This window comes from Empedobacter sp. UBA5987 (assembly GCF_002429865.1).
Taxonomy (GTDB): domain Bacteria; phylum Bacteroidota; class Bacteroidia; order Flavobacteriales; family Weeksellaceae; genus Empedobacter; species Empedobacter falsenii_B.
Window position 1 is genome coordinate 1 of sequence record NZ_DJBB01000069.1, and the last position, 24643, is coordinate 24643.

The 24643-nt window shown below is 33.0% G+C and carries 15 protein-coding genes and 1 pseudogene; 13 read left to right on the forward strand and 3 right to left on the reverse strand.

Translation table 11 applies throughout. From position 1 onward, the window contains the following. The 3 genes and pseudogenes from B3J26_RS11990 to B3J26_RS12000 form a co-directional block, all read right to left on the reverse strand. A pseudogene (locus tag B3J26_RS11990) lies at positions 1–157 on the reverse strand (IS3 family transposase); the annotation flags it as partial. Positions 158–331: 174 nt separating this feature from the next. Next, positions 332–766, reverse strand: coding sequence for a hypothetical protein (locus tag B3J26_RS11995; RefSeq protein ID WP_291063257.1), 435 nt, complete (start codon positions 764–766; stop codon positions 332–334). 150 nt (positions 767–916) lie between these two features. Next, the gene (locus tag B3J26_RS12000; protein ID WP_291074687.1) at positions 917–1858 is read right to left on the reverse strand and encodes an MBL fold metallo-hydrolase; all 942 of its coding nucleotides are present in this window, start codon (positions 1856–1858) and stop codon (positions 917–919) included. 119 nt (positions 1859–1977) lie between these two features. Here B3J26_RS12000 and B3J26_RS12005 point away from each other — a divergent pair, with 119 nt between their 5' ends. From B3J26_RS12005 to B3J26_RS12065, 13 genes are all read left to right on the forward strand, one after another. After that, positions 1978–4863 carry an alpha/beta hydrolase family protein gene (locus tag B3J26_RS12005; RefSeq protein ID WP_291074688.1) on the forward strand — a complete coding sequence of 962 codons (2886 nt, stop codon included), beginning with the start codon at positions 1978–1980 and terminating at the stop codon, positions 4861–4863. Between the two features lie 172 nt (positions 4864–5035). Further along, a complete protein-coding gene (locus tag B3J26_RS12010) occupies positions 5036–6448 on the forward strand; it encodes a hypothetical protein (RefSeq protein ID WP_291074689.1) in 1413 nt (470 codons plus the stop codon). Positions 6449–6994: 546 nt separating this feature from the next. Continuing rightward, a complete protein-coding gene (locus B3J26_RS12015; protein WP_286475281.1) occupies positions 6995–7204 on the forward strand; it encodes a helix-turn-helix domain-containing protein in 210 nt (69 codons plus the stop codon). Continuing rightward, the gene (locus B3J26_RS12020) at positions 7194–7784 is read left to right on the forward strand and encodes a BrxA family protein (protein WP_286475279.1); all 591 of its coding nucleotides are present in this window, start codon (positions 7194–7196) and stop codon (positions 7782–7784) included. The genes B3J26_RS12015 and B3J26_RS12020 overlap by 11 nt, the downstream gene beginning before the upstream one ends. Beyond that, positions 7784–8389: a BREX protein BrxB domain-containing protein gene (locus B3J26_RS12025; protein ID WP_286475277.1), complete on the forward strand. Its 606-nt coding sequence runs from the start codon at positions 7784–7786 to the stop codon at positions 8387–8389. The genes B3J26_RS12020 and B3J26_RS12025 overlap by 1 nt, the downstream gene beginning before the upstream one ends. A gap of 9 nt (positions 8390–8398) precedes the next feature. Then, positions 8399–11920: a BREX system P-loop protein BrxC gene (gene brxC, locus B3J26_RS12030; RefSeq protein ID WP_291074690.1), complete on the forward strand. Its 3522-nt coding sequence runs from the start codon at positions 8399–8401 to the stop codon at positions 11918–11920. 1 nt (position 11921) lies between these two features. Next, complete coding sequence (pglX, locus tag B3J26_RS12035) at positions 11922–15611, forward strand: BREX-1 system adenine-specific DNA-methyltransferase PglX (protein WP_291074691.1); 3690 nt, start codon at positions 11922–11924, stop codon at positions 15609–15611. A gap of 36 nt (positions 15612–15647) precedes the next feature. Next, complete coding sequence (locus B3J26_RS12040) at positions 15648–17456, forward strand: DUF262 domain-containing protein (RefSeq protein ID WP_286475268.1); 1809 nt, start codon at positions 15648–15650, stop codon at positions 17454–17456. 139 nt (positions 17457–17595) lie between these two features. After that, on the forward strand, positions 17596–17943 hold the full coding sequence (locus B3J26_RS12045; protein WP_286475266.1) for a helix-turn-helix transcriptional regulator: 348 nt from the start codon (positions 17596–17598) through the stop codon (positions 17941–17943). Next, a complete protein-coding gene (locus B3J26_RS12050; RefSeq protein WP_286475264.1) occupies positions 17937–19223 on the forward strand; it encodes a type II toxin-antitoxin system HipA family toxin in 1287 nt (428 codons plus the stop codon). Before B3J26_RS12045 ends, B3J26_RS12050 begins: the two co-directional genes overlap by 7 nt. Continuing rightward, the gene (gene pglZ, locus B3J26_RS12055) at positions 19220–21772 is read left to right on the forward strand and encodes a BREX-1 system phosphatase PglZ type A (RefSeq protein ID WP_286475262.1); all 2553 of its coding nucleotides are present in this window, start codon (positions 19220–19222) and stop codon (positions 21770–21772) included. The genes B3J26_RS12050 and pglZ overlap by 4 nt, the downstream gene beginning before the upstream one ends. Then, a complete protein-coding gene (gene brxL, locus B3J26_RS12060; RefSeq protein WP_286475260.1) occupies positions 21772–23805 on the forward strand; it encodes a BREX system Lon protease-like protein BrxL in 2034 nt (677 codons plus the stop codon). The genes pglZ and brxL overlap by 1 nt, the downstream gene beginning before the upstream one ends. A gap of 360 nt (positions 23806–24165) precedes the next feature. Continuing rightward, on the forward strand, positions 24166–24615 hold the full coding sequence (locus B3J26_RS12065) for a hypothetical protein (protein ID WP_291074692.1): 450 nt from the start codon (positions 24166–24168) through the stop codon (positions 24613–24615). Positions 24616–24643: the final 28 nt, after the last annotated feature.

A 24643-nucleotide genomic window follows, 5' to 3' on the forward strand; every position in this document is an offset into this window, starting at 1 on the left:
GCCAACTCATAACTGTACTTCGAGATTGGATGCCATACTTACGGCAAGCACCCACAGTAGATAACTCCCCACACTCGATTTCTTTTACAACACTCAACTTAAAAGACATACTGTAATCTCGCTGAGTACGTTTTACATAATTGCTTCTTTCTTCCATAATAACGATTTCTTTTTTGTATCGCTATTTCAGGACGGGACAATTTAATGATAAAAGAAAAAACCAACTTTTCAGTTGGTTTTTTTTTATTTTATAAAAATCGGTGAATTCGAAAGAATAATAAGGTCAAATAACAAGACGAATTCACCGACAAGCTTTGAAGCGTTCGATTGATTAGATCTCAACTTCTCGTTCAGAATTTGTGCAATTGCTATGAACGATATAATCGATTAGTTTTCCATTTTCAAAACACAGCATCAAATCTTCTTCATAAATAGATGTATGTGTCAATTGATTAAATTGTAATAATTTTCCTTTTGGAATTTTAATAATTCCAGAATACCAGCTCGCAAAAACTTCTTCTCTTTTTGGAAATAAATAATTCAATTCAACTTCATCTAAATCATCCAAATATCCTCTGAAATTAATCAAAAACAATTCGTCATTTCTCAATTCCCATTTCCCATAATATCCTCTCCAGCACGTTGGCGAAGGCGGAGTAAAATAAGGTGGATGATTTAATTTTCTAAAATAATGATGTAATGGTTGTTCGGCTATAATATATTGTTGGTTGTCGATTAATAAAATTTCTCCTATTTGCGCGGTCATTTTTTCTTATGGTTTATTCAAATGTAGAATAGCCATACGAATTAATGAAAAATCAATAGCGTTAATTTATCAAAATAATAAAAATTGACCGACTAAAATAAAATGATTAAAAATTATCTTGACTTTAAATGATAAATTCGTAATTATTATTTATTTTAGAATTATTCTTTCACCTTGTTGAGGGAAAATATAATTGATGTTGTATGGATTATCTTTTAACAATTCGTCTTTAATTTTTTGCTCATAATCATCTTTTGGCTTGATATGAGTAACGATGATTGTAAAACCTTTCAACTTACTTTTTCCAACTTCTTTCGCTAATTCACCTAATTCTTCGTTCATCAATTTTGGTGTTAAATGACCAAATAATAATTTTTCAGGTTGAGAATTAGGAAAAGAAACTTCTAACATCATTGTTTTCAGTTTACCTGATTTAATTTTAGGCGCAATTGCTTTCCAAATAGTTGCTAAATTTTTAGTTCCTTCGATACGATCTGCTCCTGTATCACCAAAATATAAGACTGCATTTGAGCCATTTTCGACTAATATTGCCGAACTTTTCAAAGGATTTACATGACTCAATTCGTAAATTGTTCCTGTAAAATTAGTTTCTTCTATTGTGAAAGGTGTTCCTATTTCTGCATATTTGTAGTAATATTTATTCAAAATTGGCGATTCGCCTTCATTGGCAAAATTTGCCCAAGCATCATTAGTAAAATATTTATTTTTTAAAACTGAAATTGTTTCAGAAATACCATAAATAGGCTTGTTTGCATCTTCTGGAGAATTAATAATCATGCCTGAAAGATGATCCAAATGTCCATGTGAAATAAAATATCCTTTGATATAATTTTTCAGAACTTTACTATTTTGTTCTTCAAAAGTACCTTTCTCTATTGCTTTATTGATTCCAGAAAGAATTGTCCCAGCATCCAATGCCAAATAGCTATTTGTCGTTTCTTCACCAATCAAATAAGAAGAAAGATTGCTTTCGTTGCTACCACCATAAACTCCAAGTGGAACAATCTGAATATTTTGTGCTGATGCAATAATCGAAATTCCAAATCCAATACTTAATAGATATTTTTTCATAAAAAGAATTTTAACAAAAATACAACCGAAAGTATTATTAAACTAAAATATCCTCATAGTTTCTAAAAACTTTAGTATTTTCACATTTCTTTAAAAATTAACGCATAAAATTAGTTAGAATGAAATCGAAATTATCTACTAAAATATTTAGAAATTATGCGACTCAACTGATGACAAAAAAAGCAATGTATGCTGCGGCAATCGCTTTATTGGCAACAAATGTTGATGCGCAAAAGAAACCATTAGATTTGACTGTTTTTGATGAATGGCAATCAATTGGAATGAAAGAATTATCGAATAATGGTTCGTGGGTTGCTTATCAAGTTAATGCACAAGAAAGTGATAATACATTGAATTTTTTTGGACTGAAAACAGATAAAAATCTAAGTTTTCATAGAGGAGAACAAAGTGTTTTTACAGCAGATTCTAAGTTTGCCGTTTTTAAAATTCGACCTTTTTACAAAGATTTGAAATTGGTTAGAATCAAAAAGAAAAAGGAACATGAAATTGCTAAAGATTCAATCGGAATATTAAATCTTGCAACTAATCAAGTCGAGAAATTACCAAATATAAAATCATTCAAAACACCGAAAAAAGGAGGTTCTCTTTTAGCTTATTTATTAGAAAAAGAAGAAACGAAGAATGATAAAAAAGACAAGTCAGATTCTACAAAAACGAAGGATAAAGTTGCAAAATCAGCTGGAAAAGATAAGAAAGATACGCCGTTAGAATTGGTGTTGAGAAATTTGATTTCAGGTCAGAGAAAATCATTCAAAAATGTGATGAATTATGAGTTTAGCGAGAATGGTAAGCAATTAATTTTTTCGACTAAACAAGAGAAAAAAGATAGTTTAGATAAAACTAAATATGGTGTTTTCTTAGTGAATACAGCAACGTTTGTTCAAAAACAATTGGTAGATACAATTGGTGATTTTAAACAATTTGCGTTTGATGAATTAGCAAATAAAGTCGCTTTTGTTGGAACTTCTGACGAAGAGAAAAAGGAAAATAAAACATATTATTTATATTATTCTACAACAAATAATCCACAGCAAATTAAGAAATCTGAATTGTTAGGATTGAAAAAAGATTGGCAAGTTTCAGAAAATCGTCAACCAAAATTTAGCAAAGATGGAAATTCTTTGTTCATTGGTTTGATGCCGAAATTAGCAGAAAAAGACACAACTTTGATTGCTGATGATCATGCAAAAGTGGATGTTTGGAGTTACAAAGACGATTTTATTCAACCACAACAATTGAAGAATCTTGAGCGTGAGAAAAAACGTTCGTACCTATCTGTGATTGATTTATCGAATCCTGTAAAAGTGACACAATTAGCGGATTTGGATATGAATCAAGTCGAGATTTTGAACGAAGGAAATTCAAATTTTGCTTTAGGAACTTCTGATAATGCCTATCGATTAAGCTTGAATTGGGATGTAACAGGTCGTAAAGATTATTATATCATTAATACGAAAACGGGAGAGCGTGAATTATTTGCAAAAGCTTTGGCTGGAAAAGTGGAAATGTCGCCGAATGGAAAATTTGCTGTTTTTTATAATGCCGAAAATGGATTATGGTCGAGCTATAATATCGAAACAAAGGAAACAAAAGTTCTGAATAAAAAGCTGAAAGTGAAATTTTATGACGAAGAAAATGATTCACCAACTTTAGCGCAAGAATATGGAGTTGCCTATTTTACTGATAATGACGAAACGGTTTTAATCAAAGATCGTTATGATATTTGGGAGTTTGATTTGGTTGGAAATCGTCGTCCAGAAAATATGACAAATGGTTTCGGTCGTAAACATAATATTACGTTTGATATCAATCAATTAAATGATGATATTAAAACAATTAATCGAGATAATTTAGTTTATTTAGGTGCTTTTAATAATCAGAATAAACAATCTGGAATTTATCAAACAATCATTTCGAAAGCAAAAAATCCTGAAGAAGTTGTCATGTCGAATACTTGGGGAACGCAAAAAATGACGAAAGCGTTGAATGCGAACGAATTTATTTATACAAAAGAATCGTTCCGAAATTCTCCTGATGTTTATGTTTCAACAAATTTTAAAGATGAGAAAAAGATATCTGCAATCAATCCGCAACAAAAAGATTATTTTTGGGGGAATGGTGAGTTGGTAACGTGGAAAACATATTCAGGTAAAGATGCAACAGGAGTTGTGTATAAACCAGAGAATTTTGATCCAAATAAAAAATATCCGATGATTGTTTACTTCTACGAAAAACTTTCGGATAATTTAAATCGTTATCAAGCGCCTGCGCCAACGCCTTCTCGTATCAATCATACGTATTTTGTAAGTAACGATTACATTGTATTTACACCAGATATTTCATATACAATTGGTCATCCAGGGAAATCTGCCGAAGATTATATCAATTCAGGAGTAGAAGCGTTGAAGAAAAATACGTGGGTAAATGGAAGTAAAATCGCTATACAAGGACAAAGTTGGGGAGGTTACCAAGTTGCACATTTGATCACTGCAACCAATATGTATGCTGCTGCTTGGACGGGTGCGCCTGTTGTTAATATGACTTCTGCTTATGGTGGAATTCGTTGGGGAACGGGTATGAGTCGTCAATTTCAGTACGAACAAACGCAAAGTAGAATCGGTAAAACGCTGTGGGAAGCGCCAGAATTATACATCGAAAATTCGCCTTTGTTCAATATGCCAAAAGTTACGACGCCAGTTGTAATCATGCATAACGACGAAGATGGTGCTGTTCCTTGGTATCAAGGAATTGAGATGTTTATGGCATTGCGTCGTTTAGGAAAACCAGTTTGGATGTTAAATTATAATGGTGATGACCATAACTTGATAAAACGTGCAAATAAAAATGATATTCAGCAACGCCAAGTGCAATTCTTTGATCATTATCTAAAAGATAAACCTGCTCCAAAATGGATGACAGAAGGCGTTCCAGCAATTAAGAAAGGAATTGATTGGGGCTTCGAATTGGAGTCGGTAAATGATTAATAGTCAACATAATATATTATAAGTCATTTAGTTGAATTATTTTATTAATAAGATATTAAGAGACAATAAAAGACATTAAAAAACACTTTGAGTCATTAAAAGTACCCCTATTTCTCACCTCGAGATTTGGGGGTATTTTTGTTTAATAAATAATTTTAAAATATATAACTATATGATTAACTATCAGTTAAAAAGTAAGGACACTTCTAAACATCAACCAGTGTACGCATACATCACTGGTGTGTTCAATATTCCAAATGCACGACTTAAAATAAGTATAGGAAAGTCAATAAACCATAATGATTTCGGATTAAAATCTGAGAATTATAGTTTCAACTCGCAACACATAAAAAATTCTAAAAAACCAGAAGTCCTTGTGTTTAAGAGGGTTTTAGAGGATTTTGAGAGAGCAGTTGATAAGACTTTAATGTATTTTTTGGGGGTAGAAATAGGGGAAGATTTAGAACTTTTTAAACAAAAATTACTCGAAAATCTTGGGAGAGAAAAAAAAGTTGTTGATAAAAAATCAGACGAAATTTTGGTTACTGATTTTATAGAGGATTATATTGAAGAGTCGAAAGAGTTGGTAAGAAAAGGACAGAAAAAGTTAGCTGACTCGTCAATGAGAAAATACATTCAAGTAAACACTCACGTCAAAAATTATCAAGAATTTATTGAAAAAAAAATATATGTACATGAGCTTAGTTATGATGTCTTTGTCTCAATGATTGATATTCTTAATAAAATAGCAATAGATCAAATAAAATTAAAAGTAAATCACCAAAAAAGTAAGAGTCGTATAACAAATGAAGAAGGATATTCTTTAAATACTCTTAATACTTTTACGAGTCGTTTAAAATATATGCTTGGTGAAGCTCGCATAAGAGGTTATCATCTTCATCCAACATTACATCTTGACGATAAACGACTTGTCATAGGTGCGTGTAAAGGTTCAAAGGACTTCTATTTTGATGAAGATCTTTTATATAAAATATATAATCATCAAGCATTAACTAAGCCAACACAACACGCAAAGGATTATATTATGTTAGCAAGTACAACTGGTATGCGTCACCAGAGTGTTTCGTTGTTGCATGGTCAACAACCTCAACCAATCACAACTCCATCTGGTGTAGAATTTTTTGGTGTTAAAAATATATCAAATAAAACTGGTATAAAGTTATTAAGTCCTCTAATGAAACCAGCCCTTGAGGTTTATGATCGACTAGGAGAATTTCCTAAATATGAAAGTGTGACCACTATAACAAGGCAGATAAGAGCATTATTAACGGAAATGAAAGTAAATGATAAAGTAACTCTTGAACGTACTATTTATGGTGTAGGAAAAGTTAATGAAGTAAAGAAAATGACACAAGTTGCAAGTAGTCATGTTTGTCGCGCGAGCTTTATTACCAACCTTTTAAATCTTAGGGTTGACCGTAATAAAGTACAAATGATGACACATAAAGCGATGTCAGATAATAGTGCATTCAGCTTGTATGACAAAAGAAGCGAAATAGATAGAGCAATAGAGTTTTTCGACGCAACAAAGGATTTGGATTCAGAATTTTTCAGATACAAATAAGGGGGCATAATAGCCCCCTTTATTTTACTTCTTGACATTCAACAACCACTCTACAACTTCAGTCTCAACGTACATTTTCATATTTGTATGTTTGTTTCTTCTCAACGGAAAACCCTTTGTCTTTTCCCAGCGTTGGAGTGTCTTTTTGCTGATTCGAAGCTTTGCACATACATCACTACTGTAAAGTATGTCACTCAACTTGTACGGTTGTTTAGTGGGCTTATTAACAGCCATCTTTTCAAATCTTAAAATTAATGATGTGCTTTCACATAAGGACTATTTATTTTTGATCTTTTTAAAAGATCATTTGTTTATTCTAATAATAGTTTTAAGACTATTATTTTTATTAACCTTAAAATTTGAACTGCAAATATAGGTATAATATTTTTATTATAAAAATTATTTATAATATTATTTTTATAATAAATTAAACTTATACAAACTTATTCTTATGTTTTGATTGAAATTTTAATAATTCAGAAAAATTCATTTTTTTTTATCTTAAATAATTCACTATTTTTACCTTGTATCATTACCTAAAGTTAAATGAATAGGATTAAGGAAGTTATAGATGAAAAAGGAATAAAGCAGACTTGGCTAGCTGAAAAGTTAGGCAAAAGCTTTAATATGGTTAATGGTTATGTACAAAATAGGCATCAGCCTAGTTTGGAGACTTTGTACAAAATTGCTGAAATACTTAATGTGAGTGTAAAGGATTTATTAGTTGATAACGATGAAAAAAGAGATGAAATATAATTTAGCATTTACAGCAGGTGCGCTTTTGTATAATGAATCTCTTCATTTCATACAAGCGATTGATCATAAAGAAGATTATTTGAAAAATGATTTTTCTGTACAAAGTGATGTTTTAGTAACCAATGCAGAGTCTTCACGTAAAAGAATAAAAAGTGAATTAGATAAGCGATTAAAGAATTTAGATGTTGATTATTTAAATAAATTTTCCCTATTCATGGAGCAAGATCAAAAAGTAATCTTGTTTTTAGCGATTTGTAAAACCTATTCCATCATTACAGAATTCGCACTAGAAGTCGTATTCAACAAATGGAAAAACTTCGATAATGAGCTAAGCACGTATGATTTTAAATACTACTTATCGTCTAAATTATCTGAAGAACAGTTGAATTCGATTTCTGAACACTCGCTTTATAAATTATCGCAAGTAGCAGTGAAAATGTTTAAAGATGTAGGAGTATTTAAAGAAGATAAGTTGTCTACTGTTCATATTTCTGATGAATTAGTTGAGTTATTGAAAACAAAAGGAGATGCTTGGTTTTTACCTTGCATCTTAAACCCTAGTATAGAAGAAGCAGAATAATGGAAATAAATAGAATTGAACGAATCTTTAATTTGCTTTCTGACGAAGCATTTAAAGATCCCAATACAGGCTTGTTATTTTTTCCAGTATATATATACACTTATGACCCTAAAGATGAGTATCAAATTCGTGAGGAAATAAACATTCTAAACGAGCAGCTTAAACGTCCATCTAACAGCCTAAATTGTTTGGTAATTAATATTTACCAGGAGTTTATTGCTTATCTTGAATCTCAAACTTTTGCAGGTCAATCTCTAATTGATGAAATCATCAATTTGGAAAACGAAGATCCTGAAGAAGCGCTAGAATACATCAAAGAAAAAGCACAAGAAGAGAGTGAATTTTTAGATTATATCAGAGAAAAAATCACATTGTATTTCAAAGAAAAATCAAGTGATAAGGTGTATTTTTTGGTCTACGGATTTGGAACTATTTTCCCTTATTTACGTGTTTCACATTTCTTGAAAAATATCGAAAAATCTGCGGTAAACCATAAACTGATCGTCTTCTATCCAGGAGACTTTAAACATGCAAATTACTCATTGTTTGGCGAATTCAATGATGATAATTTATACAGAGCTAACCATTTAAATCAACTACTATAATAGTAAATTATGATTCTACAAAATATTTATGAAAAAGATATTACACGCCATATCAACCCGGCTGTAGTAGTAAGTGAACTTGAAGAAAATAAAATTGAACAAGAGATTGGTGAGTATGTTTTCACACAAGATATTGTCAAAAATCTATACAAGTTTTTAAATGCCATAACGAATAAAAAAGAAGGAAAAACTGGAGTTTGGATTTCGGGTTATTATGGGAGTGGTAAATCCCACTTTATAAAATATCTATTTTATTGCTTAAATAAAGAAACCCGTGCATTTGCTTTTGATCGTTTCAAAAAAGCATTGACAGACTTAAAGTTGGATGATCTATCGGAGGTAACCCTTTCAAATGTTCAACTAATTCAAAATAGCTTAGACAAGACAGATGTCAATGAAATCATCTTCAATGTCGATGCTGTTTCGGGTACGGTAAAAAATAACAATACCATTACGCGTATTTTATTCAATCAGTTAAATGCGAAACGTGGTTACAATACCACGAACATTGCAGTAGCTTTATTGATAGAAAAACACTTTGATCAAAAAGGTCTTTTCAAAACGTTCAAACAGAAAGTTAAAGAAGTAATTGGCGAAGATTGGCACGAGTCTAAAATTCGCGACATTATTCGTATGCGTTTAGCAAAAGTGATCGATATCGCATTTGAATTAGACCAAACCATCGATAAAGATGCTTTACGAAACGCCATCAAAGAAGACCAAGATTATCGAATAGATGAGTTGATCCAAGAATTGAAAGACTATGTAAGCCAAAAAGGAGATAATCATAAGTTAATTTTCTTAATGGATGAGGTGTCTCAATATATTGGAGGCAACACAGATTTATTATTGAATCTTCAAACCATTGTAGAAGAAATAGGTTCTAAAATAGGCAACAAAGTATGGATAGTATGTACGGCGCAACAGGATCTAAAGAATTTAGTCAATAACACAGATAGAAAATCAGAAGATTTTGGTAAAATCATGGGGCGTTTTGAGACCATGATCTCCTTAGACTCTCAGGATGCTGCTTATATTACACAAAAAAGAATTTTGGAAAAAAATGAAGAAGGACTGAAAGCTTTGGTGCCATTCTTCAAAGAAAACAAAGGAGCGATTGAAAATCAATTTGTGTTCGATCACGACTTGTACAACAATTACAAGAATGCCGAAGATTTTTATTTGTCTTATCCATTTGTTCCGTACCAATTCCGATTAATTTCTGATGTATTCCAATCATTCAGTACAGTTGGTTATGTGGGTGAAGGAGTAAAAAATACCGAACGTGCAATTCTGGGGATTACACATTATACAGCGGAAAAGCAAAAGTTGAACGAGTTAGGGTATTTTATCTCTTTTGATAATTTCTTTAACGATCAATTCAGTAAAAACTTAACACATGCAGCTAATTCTATTCTGAATAAGGCATTACAAATTCAGTTCGATGGGGACTTAAAACCTTTCGCTGACCGTGTGATTAAGGTGTTATTCATGATTTCGAATCTTACCGAAGATACAAGTGTAAATTTACCTGCTACCATAGAAAACTTAACTTTATTGTTATTAAACAACGTCAATGAGGTTAAAATAAATCTACAAGAAAAAGTACAGAAAGTATTGGATATCCTTGTAGATAAAAATATCATTCAAGTATCGGAAGGGAAGTATAAATTCCTAGATGACGAAGGAATAAAAGTAGCCAATGCCATTTCTGATGCAGAGGTAAAATCCAATTCACGTTTAACATACTTTTTTGATAGTATCATCAAAAAGGTGGTGAAACCAGATGCTGCGATTAACTTAGGAAACAGAACTATCAAGGCTGAATTAGCGATAGATGATAAAATCTTAGTCAATGGAGATGCTTTTAAAATCAAGTTCATGGTTTTTGAGGCGGCTGATATCCATCAGTTAGCTATGACAGTAGCATCAAATGAATTATGCATCAACATCAACCAGTGGTTCCATCAACAAAACGATTTCAAAAAAGACTTTTTTACGTATTGCAAAACAGCGCAATATTTATCAGATAACCGTGCATCAGCTACAGGTACACGCGCGAAAACACTTGAAGAGTTTCACGGACGTAACGAAGTATTACTAAAAGATTTAATCATTCGTTTTGAAAAACTATTTGCCTCTACGCCATTCATTTCGAATCAAAATGTGGTAGATGCATCTGATGTTTCGAGTAGCAATCCTGCGCAACGTTTCACTGATATGGTAACCTACCATATTCAAACGTTATATAAAAATCATGCGTGGACTGCAAATTTTGCCCAAAGCAACAACGATTTGCAAGAGGCGGTTAAACGTAGCTTGATGCAAACAACAATGGATTTTGAATTAAATGTTGCCGAAAAAGAAGTCAACAGTAAAATTGAAATGTTGGGCAATGAAGTTTCATTAGCTGAATTGGTAAAGATGTTTGAAAAAGCGCCGTACGGTTGGAAAGATTTAGCAACCCTACATATCGTATTCAATCTAGCGCATAAAAAACACCGTCAAATTGAATACCAAAATGAAGTGTTAGAACTAAAAGATTTTTATGCCAAAGCAATCAATAGCAGAGATCGTGAGGCCATCATTATCAAAAATCTAAAGGCTTACAATCAAGAGGAAGTTACACAGTTCAAAAATGCGGTGAAAGATATTTTTATCACCTTATCTTTTGCAAATTCTGCAGAAGTAACAGAGCTTGTTAAGCAATTTAAAGATGCACTTGCTGTCTATTTGAAAGAAGCGAATCAGTATAAAGAAGAATATGCAGGTTATCCATTTGCAAAGCATTTCAATAACTTCCATGCGGCCTTAAGAGAAATCTACGAAACGCGTAGCGAAGAAAAGGTGATGACCTTAGTAAGTAGTAAGCAAAAGGAATTGAAAGCATTTCGTGATGTGTATGTTGCTACCAAAGAGTTTGTAGATAGCAATTTTGAAAGCTATAACGAAATGAGAAACTATGTTTTCGATAACAAACAAAACATCGAAAAGGTAGATTTAGCGGACGATTTACAAAACTTGATACATTATTTCCAAACAGAGGATCAACCAGGGGACAGTTTCCCTATTATTCGTAAAACGAATAAAAAAATAAAACAAGCCTTAGAGAATCGTTTAACAGAGTTAAAAGCAGAAGTCATCGCACTGTATGAAGCTATTTTTAACGAGTTGGATGCCAAAAAGCAAGAGCTAAACATTACAGAGCCGCATATCATTGCAGATAGAGCAACTATTATTGGGAAGCTTGAAAAAGCAAAACAAGTAAGTGAGCTGGAGATTTCTCAATTAAAAGCGACCGATTTTAAACTGGATAATCTAAAGGTTTTACAAGATGCAAGTGCTAAAAAAGTAGCGGCTGAAAAAGGGGAACCCTATGTACCTAAAACCATACATACCGTTCAAGTTTCTTCGGATATCATTGCGGGGAATACTATCGAAACGCCAGAACAGGTGGATGCATTGGTAGAAAGACTACGCAATAAGCTAATGGTGGAATTAAGTAAAAACGGTAAAATATTCTTGAAATAACATGAATACAAACGCATTAAAATCGTTTGCAAAAGCTGCGCGCATCCAGTTAGTGGATGCCGTAGGCAAACAAATATTATATTGGGGCTTTTCTCAAAAAGGAGAAGTAGAAAATGAACCTACAGCAACGCAAGGGGGATATGTTCATCGTGGCGAAGTATATAACGATGCTACCGTATTACCCAAATGGCAACGCCTGAAAGAAAAGATTACTGCAAACAAAGAAGCTTTTAAAGATGTGGCTGAAGAGGCGGCTTATACCTGGTTCAACCGTTTAGTAGCAATAAAAGTATTAGAAGAAAATGGCTTTATTGATCCTTTCTTACAATTTGTCGATGGCGCACAAACTCCTATTGCTTTGCAAAATGCCAAAGCTGGGAACCATACGGTAACGCATCCTACTTTAAAAGCGAATTTACAGAAGGCTTTATTAGATAGCGACGAAGAAAAAGCGTTTGCTATTCTTTTAATCAATTACTGCAACAAACACCCGATGCTGAATCAGGTGTTTGGGCGTGTGAACGATTATACCGAATTATTGATTCCTCAAAATTTGTTGGCGCCTAATGGTGTATTGTACGCCTTAAATGATACGAACCAAGTACCTGCTGCCGATTTTAAAGAAGTGGAATTGATCGGTTGGTTGTACCAGTTTTACATTTCCGACAAAAAAGACGAGGTCTTCAAAGGCTTTAAAGCGAATAAAAAAGCACGTCCTGAAGATATTCCTGCCGCTACCCAAATCTTTACTCCTAAATGGATTGTAAACTACATGGTAGAAAATACCGTGGGTAAAATCTATCTGGATTTTGAAGAAGATTCGGATTTAAAAGACCAAATGAAGTATTTGGTGGAAAATGAAACCGAGGGCAAAGGCGCTTTAATTGACGATATCGAACAATTAACGCTGATTGATCCGGCTTGTGGATCGGGGCATATTTTGGTAACGGGCTTTGAGTGGTTGTACAAAATGTACCGCGAACAAGGCTATACGGCTAAAAATGCGATTGAAAGTATCTTAAAAAACAATTTGTTTGGCTTGGATATAGACGATCGTGCCATGCAATTGGCGCGTTTTGCGGTGTTGCTTAAGGCGGCGCAACAGTTACAGCAAGTAGATGCCAGTCAAGCGGTGGTACTGATGAATAACCCATTAGATGTGATTCCGCATATCTATGCTTTCCCAGAAAGTATAGGCTTTACGTCGGAGGAAGTAGCCCTGTTTACGCAAAACCAACACGTACAAGAAGTGTACAAAGCGTTTGAGGCTTTACGTGAGGGGAAAAACATCGGTTCAGCCTTAAAGATTAGCTTAAGCGATGCAGCACGCGAGGTATTGATCGCTCAATACTATGCGTGGAACCAAAAAGACAAACAAGGAACACTAGATATTGAAGAAATTGGGGTTTGGTACAAACTAAAAAGCTACATAGAAGTAGCCTTGGTGCTTTCTAAAAAATACGCCGCTGTGGTAGCGAACCCACCCTATATGGGGCAAAAGTCGATGAATGCGCAGTTAAAGGATTATGTAAATGCACAATATCCGATGACTAAGGCGGATTTGATGACCGTTTTTATGGAGGTAATTCCGAATCTAACCAAAGATAATTTTCGTTTTGCCTTAATTAATTTACCATTTTGGTTATTCTTGTCTACGTTTGAAAATATGCGTCAGCATTATTTAGCGAATTACCAAATTGACTCTCTTTTGCATATGGGAAGAGGAATATTCGGTATTGACTTTGGTTCTGTGGCTTTTTCAGTTTTAAAGAAGAAAGAGCAAAATCCTTTAGGTACTTATTTTAGGTTGCACGAACGTAATTTCCAACATATTTACTACGAGGATATCGAGAAGTTATTCTTGTATAGTAAAGGAAATGTAAATTATAAATACGACTTTAACCTTTATAGAGATGAGGAAGGTGTAAGCGAAATTCCAGAAAAAGGAACTACTGAAGGAAATCGTATTTTTTACCCCAACATCCCACAAACCAATTTTGATAAAATACCAGGTAGCCCGATTGCGTATTGGGTAAGTGAGAGGGTTTTAAAGCTTTTTAAAGAAGCTAAAAGTATAGGAGAAAGTTTAGAAGTTAAACAAGGTTTAACAACATCTGATAATGAACGTTTTATTAGGTTTTGGCATGAAGTTGAATTTAGAAACTTAGGATTAAATATTAAATCTATAGAAGAGTCTATTAGTAGTAAAAGAAAATGGTTTCCACATAACAAAGGTGGAGGGTACAAAAAATGGTATGGAAATTTAGATGTAGTTGTTAATTTTTTTAATAATGCAGAAGAAATGAAACGATTCCAATCTAAACTGAATCAAGGTTGGACAGCTAGAATTAAAAGTAGAGAATATTATTTTTTGCCTTGCCTAAGTTGGTCTATGGTTGGTTCTAATGGTTTTTCTGTTAGGTATTACCCAGATGGTACTATTTCAAATATTGCTGGACCTGCTATTTTTAATTCTAATTCAGGATATTTAATTGGTTTTCTTAATACAAAAATTGTAAAGTTTTTGATGTCAGTTCTAAATCCAACTTTAAATAATAATGTTGCTGAAATAAATCTTTTACCATTGATTAGTATCGAAGATTTAAGGTTAACAAATTATTCTAATAGCAACATCTCTATTTCCAAAAAAGACTGGGATTCTCGGGAAACCTCTTGGGATTTTGAGGGTAATCCATTAATTGGTCAAAACAAAACCAATTTAGTAGAAGCTTATCAGGCTTGGAAATCAGAAGTGAGCCAAGATTTCTTCCAATTACACGCCAACGAAGAAGAGCTTAACCGTATTTTCATAGATATTTATGGTTTACAAGACGAACTAACGCCAAAAGTAGCCTTAAAAGATATTACCATCTTACAAGACGAGCTAAAAGCAGATGATTTAGAAGCGTTAGAGCCTGCCTTCAGATCGGGAGAAAAGGTAGTATTGCCTATTCAGTCTAATGTGGTCATGCAGCAGTTTATTTCTTATTTGGTAGGTGTTTTATTAGGTCGCTATCGTTTAGGTCAAAAAGGCTTACATATCGCGCATCCTAATCCAACAGATGAGGAATTGGCACCGTACCCAGTAGACAATGTCGCTTTACCTTTCCAAATGGAAATTGATGAAGATGCCATTATACCGATGATGGGTGCTGCATGTGCCTTCCCAGACGATGCCGTAAAACGTGTAGATGATATCATACACCGCATTTGGGGCGATGCTTCACATACCGAAAACCTAAACTTCATCAACCAATGTTTAGGGATGGAGTATGAAAAATGGATGACAGAGCAGTTTTGGGCGTTTCACATTTCGGGTACCATGTACAAGAAAAAGCCAATTTATTGGTTGTTCTGTTCTAATCCGAAATCACCACAAAAATCGGCTTTCCGTGTGTTAGTGTATATGCACCGAATGGATGCATACACCGTACAGAAAATTTTACGTAATTACTTGCATCCACATATCGAGTACGTAAAAGGAAAGTACGAGGAAATGCATGCGAATGAAGCGAACTTAACCAAACAAGAATTGAAGTTGTATGAAAATTTAGCCAAGCAAATTTCAGAGCTAAAAGAATACGAACAAAAGCTAAAAGAAGTTACCAACCAGCAAATCAAATTCGATTTAGACGATGGCGTTTCGGTCAACTATGCAAAGTTTGAAGGCGTAGTTGCGGTGATTAAGTAAAGGTTTATTGATATAAAGCATTAATCAATTATAAATATGAGTTATCAAAATACTTCTATAAAACAAATTGTTACCGATATAGAACACAATAAGGCGTACTTACCTGCGATTCAGCGCAGGTTTGTATGGCCTCGATGGAAGATTGAGAAATTATTCGATTCCATCATGCGTAATTATCCTATTGGATCATTTCTGTTCTGGACATTAAAAAAGGAAAAAGCGAACGATTACGTATTTTATGAATTTCTAAAAAATTACGACGAACGTCATCCGTTCAATAAACGAAAAAATGGTTCTTTTTTATACGAAGAGATTATAGGTGTATTGGATGGGCAACAACGTTTAAGTTCAATTTATTTAGGATTACAAGGTACACACGCGGTTAAACTAAAAAATTATAAACGTAAAAGTGACCATGCTTATCCAGAAACCAAACTGTATTTAAACTTATTACATCTACCATATATGGAGGATGCAAGCGGAGAGTTAGTATTCAATAGAGAATTTAATTTTGAGTTCCGATTTTTGACAGAATCAGAGGCTAAGCAAACCTTAAATTCTGATGGTGAGCCTGTTTTTTGGTTTTTAGTAGGTGATATTGTAAGATGGTCTGATGATCCAGATATAGACGATCAATACGATAAATTAATACAAAAGTTAAGTGAGCAATCGCAGATTGATGCTTTCCAAGCGCAAAAACGTGTCATTAAAAAAGGGTTACGCGATTTGCATAAACGACTGAATGACCCGCTGATTAATTATTTCAACATTAAAAATGATGATTTAGAGGATATTTTAGAAATCTTTATCCGTGTGAACAGTGGAGGAATGATTCTATCTAAGACCGATTTACTATTTTCTACCATTGTAGCAACTTGGGAAGATGGTCGAGATGTTATTGAGAAATTTCAACAGCATCTAAATCAAAAAGGCGACGGTTATACATTCAACAATGATTTCTTGATGCGTGCTTGTTTGGTATTGTGTGACTTGCCCGTTTTATTTAAAGTTAATTCGTTTAAATCAGAAAACGTTCAACTGATCAAAGATAATTGGTCAGCGATAGAAAGCGCCTTAAATAAAACCATTGATTTATTAATAGATTTCGGATTTACGAAAGAAACCCTAGCTTCACATAATGCAATTATAGTTGTAGCCTATTTTATTCTAAAAGGTGGAAATATAAAAAATGCAATAAGTAAAGAGAATATTCGTAAATATCTTATATACGCACATCTAAAGAATGTGTACGGTGGTCAAGGGGATCAAATTATTACAGCATTGCGTAATGTATTAAGGAAAAAAACATCAAATGATACTTATGCATTGACAGATAATATATTCCCTTTAGATATCATGTTGACAACCAAATTAGCGGCGAATAAATCTTTAAAAATAGATAAAGAGGATATTGAGGATTTTATGAATTATAAATTAGGACATTCTTCATTTTACATCTTATCATTACTTTATCCAAATATTCGTTTTGCAGAGGTGTATTTCCATCAAGATCACTTACATCCAAATGCAGGTTTTAATCAGCAAAATTTTGGGAAATTAGCACTAACTCCGACAGAACAAGAGGAATGGTTAGCTTTGAAAGATACAATACCTAATTTACAATTGTTAGAAGGAAGTCGTAATACGTCAAAAAACGATACATCTTTAATAGATTGGGTAAATGGGTGTAATGTAAAAGGCGCAAAAAATGTCTCTGATCTTGTAAAATATTGTCAAGATAATTACATTGATCAAAGTATAGGGTTCGATTTTAAAGATTTTATTAATTTCTATAATAAAAGAAAAGATTTGCTAATAACTAGATTAGAGCAAATACTTCTTTAAAATTATTATTGCACAATATATAACGCATAAACTGAATTTTATTTGGTTTATGCGTTTTTTTTTGTACATTAGCTATAGAGTAAAAATTAATTTTTTTATTGTACAGAATATAACTCATTAATAGCTTTATTTATGCTTTATGAACAATATAATAGACATTGCTGCTTTATCAGATAAAGCTATTTTGCAAAAAATAGGATTTTTTATCCAGCAAACACGTATTAAGGAAAATCTAACGCAAGGTGAGTTAGCACAACAGGCCGCTATCAGTCGCACGACTTTAAGCTTGCTAGAGCGTGGTGAAAATATTTCGTTGATCAATCTCATCAAAATATTACGTATTTTAAATGCTTTATATGTGCTAAATAACTTTGATGTGCTAGAAGAATTGAGCCCAATAGAATTAGCCAAAGGCGAAAAACAAAAACGACAAAGAGCATCAAAAACACCGAACCAACAACAAGATAATTCAGATTTAGGATGGTAACAACTGCATTTGTGAATATATACGGCAAACGTGTGGGTGCCGTAGCTTGGGATTCCAATAGAGGATTGGCAAGCTTTGAGTACGATCCTCAATTCAAATTAGAGGAGCTGCCGATTGCACCTATTAAAATGCCCAACAAAAACCGCATTTATAGTTTTCCCGAATTTAGAGATAGCGATACCTTCAAAGGTATGCCAGGTTTATTAGCCGATGCATTACCCGATCGCTACGGTAAAGAATTAATCAATGCTTGGTTAGCGCGTCAAGGTCGTCCAGACAATAGTTTAAATCCGGTAGAGTTATTATGCTTCATCGGAAAAAGAGGAATGGGCGCCTTAGAATTTGAGCCTGTTATTAGTAAAGAATCTGCATCTTACGATTTGGAATTATCGGATTTAATCGAAACGACCAAAGCCTTATTAGAAAAAAAAGAAGAACTATACATTAGTACCCAACACAACATGGAAGATGTCATGTTGGATGTACTCAAGATGGGGACTTCTGCTGGTGGAGCTCGTCCAAAAGCAATCATTGCTTACAATGAAGAAACCGGAAAAATAAAATCGGGGCAAACACTGGCCGAAGAAGGTTTCGAGCATTGGTTAATCAAATTTGATGAAATCAGCGATGTGCAATTTGGAGTTTCAAAAGGCTATGGTCGTGTAGAAATGGCGTATTACAAAATGGCAACAGATTTTGGTATTGACATGATGGAATCACGATTGATTGAAGAAAACCATCGGGTACATTTTATGACCAAACGTTTTGATCGTGTGGGTGGAAATCAAAAAGTACATACCCAAACCTTATGTGCCTTGCAGCATTATGATTTTGCTAATATCACGTCGTACAGCTACGAACAAGTCTTTCAAACTATGCGTTTATTACGCTTAACCTATGCAGAGGCCGAACAAATGTATAAACGAATGGTGTTTAATGTCGTAGCACGCAATTGTGACGATCATACCAAAAACTTTGCATTCTTAATGGATACGCAAGGAAAATGGAAATTAGCGCCTGCCTATGATATTTGTTTTGCATATCGTCCCGATAGTGTGTGGGTGAGTCAGCACAACTTGAGTATCAACGGTAAACGCAAAGATTTTGAACGCAAAGATTTCATAAGCATTGCCGAACAAAATTCCATTCGCAATCCAGAAAAAATCATCGATCAAGCACTCGATTTAGTAAAAAACTGGAAGCAATATGCAGAGATGTACCAAGTAGACCCAACATTGGCACAACAAATTGCAGGTGAATTAATAAAAGAAATGAAATGATAATAGATAAAATACGCAATAAGTTTAAAGAAATTACCACACCTATAGTATTGTTCTTTGATCCAGAACAAGAATATAGAGAGGAAGTTTTGGCTATAGATGAAACTGATTTTAAAGTGTTGGAAGTCAATAATAACTATTTTAAAATAAAATATGAAATAGAAATACTTCATCCAACATCTAAATTCCTATTGTATCATCCGTTTGCTAGACCATCGAAATACACAATAAAGGAATATCCTTTGGCGGATTTATTATATGCCAATCAAGAATTAATTGTAGATGAATCTGCGGATATTCTATCAAAGTATGCCATTCATTATACATATGCTCCGCTTATTTTACAATACAAACGATTTGTAAAAGCAGCCAAATATCAAACCAAGCTATTGCCGATTTTAACAGCAAAACCATTTAATGAATATAAATTCAAAAATGCTATTCTTTCTTTAATTCTAAATGAAAAGAAAGTAGCAAATGACACCTTTAACCTGATTGCTTTATTTGAGCTTCTTAATCAATCGGAAGAGCAATTCGATAAACAACTGAAAGTACTAACAAAGGAAAAGTTAACCGATGTAATTAAAGAAATCGTTTACAATTGTACACATATACAGCTAGAAGAAGTGAGTGCAAATGCACTACAATCGCTATTCTTAAAATTGAAGTACAATATCATTACCAAAAACAGTAAAGAAGCCAGCTCAAAAGATCCATACAAGCAATTGAAGATTTCAGATGATGTAACCTTATCTAAAATTGATGTTTTCTTTAAGGAATGGAGCGACGATAAAACGAAAGGAGCTCAATTAGAAGAGGTAATGTTAAACCTAGGTAAAGGTATTGATGAAACTAAAATTGTAGAAGTCTATGATGGTTCACTAACTTTTGGTATCAAAACCCAGCAAATTATGCAGCATGAAATCAAAAAATTGTTGGCTGACATCAAAGACAATCCTAATCAAGTAGTGGAAACACTAAAAGATTGGCAGCTGAACAATGAAGTAAGCGATGACTTTATCCAAGAAATTGAATTTATAAAATACACGGCGCTGTATTATCGCTTACGTAGGAATTACAGCGATTTCGACTTTAATTTTATTGAAGATTACATTCAAAAATACCAACAAGAGCTTTATAAACTAGATGGCTACTACAGAAATGCGTATACTGCATATCAACACATAGAAAAGGAAAAAGAGGCTAAAGATTTTACGGAAGTTTTCCAAGAGTTAAATAAAAATTACGATCAGTTTTTAATTGAAATCAACCAAGCTTGGATGAAAATTTTAGCAGAAAAAGATTTTAATTTAAATGCGACAAAAATTAAAAAGCAGTACAATTTCTATAAGGATTTCGTTGCTATAAATCCAAATAAAAAAGTGGTCATCATCTCCGATGGATTTAGATTTGAGCTAGCAAAAGATTTGATCAACGAATTAAAAGTAGATGCTACAAATGCGATTGATCTTGAGGCAATAGTTGCTTCCATTCCTTCGTACACCAATTTAGGAATGTCCAATCTATTACCGAACAATGATATTGAGGCTATAATTGGTGCGAATTCCATTGATTATGCAATTAATGGAATTAAAACAAACAGTACAAATAGAGAAAAGATATTGCAACAAGTGGAACCAGATGCGTTGGTTTTAGATTATGCTAGTTTTATGCGCTTAGGCATTGCTGAACAAAGAGAGGTCTTAAAACCAGCGCGTTTAGTCTATATTTATCACAATTGGATGGATAATATTGGAGACAAGCGTAGTTCTGAGTATTATACTTTCGAAGCAGTTGAACAATGCATTGATCAATTAAAAGTATTGATAAAGAAACTTTACAGTAGCTTAAATATGTACAATATTTATGTGACGGCAGATCATGGTTTCTTGTTCAATTACAATGAGATAAAAGAAAATTCGAGACAAGTATTTCCAACGGTTGAAAATTGTTTAAAAGAACATACACGCTTTTGCATAACCTTAGATAAACTAAAGTCGAAAGATCTATTCACAGTAGCTTTAGAAAACACAACCAATATACAAAAAGAAGCAGCAGTACTTTTACCAAAAGGTATCAATCGCTTCCGTAAACTAGGTGGTTTTGGAGTGCAATTTGTGCATGGAGGTGCTTCCTTACAAGAGTTGATTGTTCCAGTGATTCAATTATCTAGACAAAGAAATACAAAATTCGAAGAAGTTACTTTTACTCGTTTGGATCAAGTAAGATCTATGGCAACAAGTTCAGCAAAATTCAAAATATTACAAGATCAAGCGCTGGGTGATAAGTACAAAGGCTCTAGTGTACTCTTTGCTTTATATGACCTGGACAATCATTTGATCTCAAATGAAGTGGAGATAAAGTTAGAAGCAGTAAGTGAACAACCATCTGAACGCATGTTTGAGTTTAAACTGGATTTAAACGCCTTGGGTTCTAGTACAAAAACTGCTTATTTAAAAGCGTATAACACGAAAGATTTAGACCGTTTAAATCCTATCATTAACGATTTAATTAAAATCAATACATTAACCGAAATAGATGAATTCTAATGAAAGAACTTGATAAAAAAACAATCGAACATTTCGAAGGTAAAGTCGTTCGAAAAGATTTAACGAAATTACTGAAAGGTAATGCCGTAGTTCCGTCTTATGTATTAGAATATCTTTTAGGACAACATTGTTCTACTAACGATGAAGAAATCATTAAACACGGGATTGAAAAAGTAAAGTCCATCATTTCTAATCACTTTGTTCATCGTGATGAAGCGGAAGTAATAAAATCAGTAATTCGTGAAAAAGGGAATCATAGAATCATCGATAAAATTTCGGTTAAACTAAATGATAAGGCAGATCGCTACGAAGCTCGTTTTAGTAATTTAGGGCTAAATAATATTCCTATTGCAGATCAAATTGTTAAAGACAATCCTAAAATCTTAACCGAAGGAGTTTGGTCTTTAATCAATGTAGCGTATTTAGCTGTTGAAGAAAGAAATACGCCACCTTGGATTATTGAGAGTGTAAAGCCTATTCAAATTTCCAATGTAGATATTCAAGATTATAAAGAGGTACGTAGTCAATTTTCTACAACTGAATGGATGGATTTATTGATGCAATCTATAGGTCTTAATCCAGAGGAATTTTCTACAAGATCTAAACTTATTCAGTTAGCACGTTTAATTCCTTTTACCGAAAATAATTATAATTTAATTGAATTAGGGCCAAAAGGGACAGGAAAGTCACATATCTATTCTGAACTTTCACCTCATGGTATTTTAATTTCGGGTGGTGAAGTATCAAAAGCAAAGTTATTTGTCAATAACTCCAATGGTAATATTGGTTTAGTGGGTTATTGGGACGTCATTGCTTATGATGAATTTGCAGGGAAATCGAAAAAAGTAGATCGTGGCTTAGTCGATATCATGAAAAACTACATGGCCAATAAATCATTTTCTAGGGGTACCGATGTATATCAAGCAGAGGCTTCCATGGTTTTCGTAGGGAATACAGACCATTCGGTAAGTTATATGATGAAGCATAGTCACCTATTCGATGCCTTACCAAAGGATTATCAAGATACGGCATTCTTAGATCGTATTCATGCCTACATACCAGGTTGGGAGGTTTCGAAGTTAAGAAATGAACTGTTTACGTCAGATTTCGGATTTATCGTAGATTATATCGCAGAAGTACTTAAAGCACTAAGAAAAGAGGATTGTAGTAAATTATACCAACAGTATTTTACCCTTTCTAATTCCATAACTACACGTGATAAAGTAGGGATCGAAAAAACGTTTTCAGGATTAATAAAAATCCTTCATCCAGATTTGAATGTGAGCAAAGAAGATATCCAACTGATTCTTGATTTTGCGATCGAATGCCGCAAGCGTGTGAAGGATCAATTGATTAAAATGGATGAAACTTTCAATGATGAAATTGTCAACTTTGAGTATACCCATATCGAATCAGGAAAAATTTACCAGGTTGATACATTGGAAGAATTAGAGCTAGATGATTATAATTCAGTAAATAGCGAACAAGAAAGTGTAGCTGATGTTCTCATTGGTAAGCAAACTTCTGAATTGCCTACATCGTCAATTAAAACCAATCCTCCCTTAACAGGTTTTAATAAATCTATACGAGATAATCAAACAAACATTACTTATGATCGATTATTTGGTCATTATTTAGAAGGTGCAACTGAATTTAAGATCCAAGATCCTTTTATTCGTATGCCGCATCAGTTCCGTAATTTTATGGAATTATGTGCGTTGATTTTGAAGAAAAATGAATCCCAAGATTTAATCAAGATTTATTTGATTACATCTAATACACCAGAGTATATGGAGAATGCTATCGCTTCATTTAGAGAAATGCAGATGTCCTTAGAAGAAATGGGCGTGGAGTTTACATTTGAAATGAGTGAAACAGCACATGATCGTAGTATTGTTTGCAACAATGGTTGGAAAATTATACTTGGTCGTGGATTAGACATTTGGCAAAAGACAAATCGTTATGATCTCGCTGAAATCCTTCAAGAGAAAAGAAAGTGTAAAGAATTTGATGTTGTCGTTATTGATAATTAAAATACAAAGCAGGCTTTATAGCTTGCTTTTTTTGAAGCCCTTTCGTAGGTACCCCTCCCTACGTATCCCGTTAAATTACCCCTCCCTGCCTTTATTGGTAATAAGGTGAGCAGGTTGCTTCAAAAAATTTTTGGAAATTTTTAGATTGAATTTAATCGGACATTTTTTTGTTATAAGTAATTAATGAAACGATTGATTATTTTTTAGAGAATTTTTTTTAAAAAATATTTCATTGATAAACAGTGTTTTATGTTTTTTTGTTTATTCGAAAACTTGACTTTTTGATTTTTGTTACTACATATATTATAGGATGTATATCCTTTTGGGCGCAAAGCGTCCAATTCATAACCCTAAAAATATATGAGAAAATTTAGAACAATAAAATACTATGTGGATAATAATTTAACTACATTAAGTCAAAAACAATTAAAAAGAAATGTAATTGTAGCAATGTCAAATAATGATTGTGCGGTAAGGTTAATAAAAAATAGTAGAAACAGAAATCAGTATGAGATAGATGAGAACAATTGCGGTCATTTAATTCAAAGAAAAAATAAAAGGTTCTGTTTTAAAGTTGGTGTTATTTCGAGACCAAATTATATTAGTCTTAAAAGTGATTATAAAAATGATTTTTATAATAAAGGAGCTAATTTATTCGGAAAGAAAAAATGTAATAATATATATAATGTTGAAGTTACCATCAACCTAAAATTATTTAGGAGTAATGGCAAAAATGTAAATAATACTTATAATAAAGATGTGTATGAACTTATGGTGAAAATATTTAAAGGAAAGTGGATATCCCCCTGAATTTTCAGGACTGTCTCTTAAAGTGTGT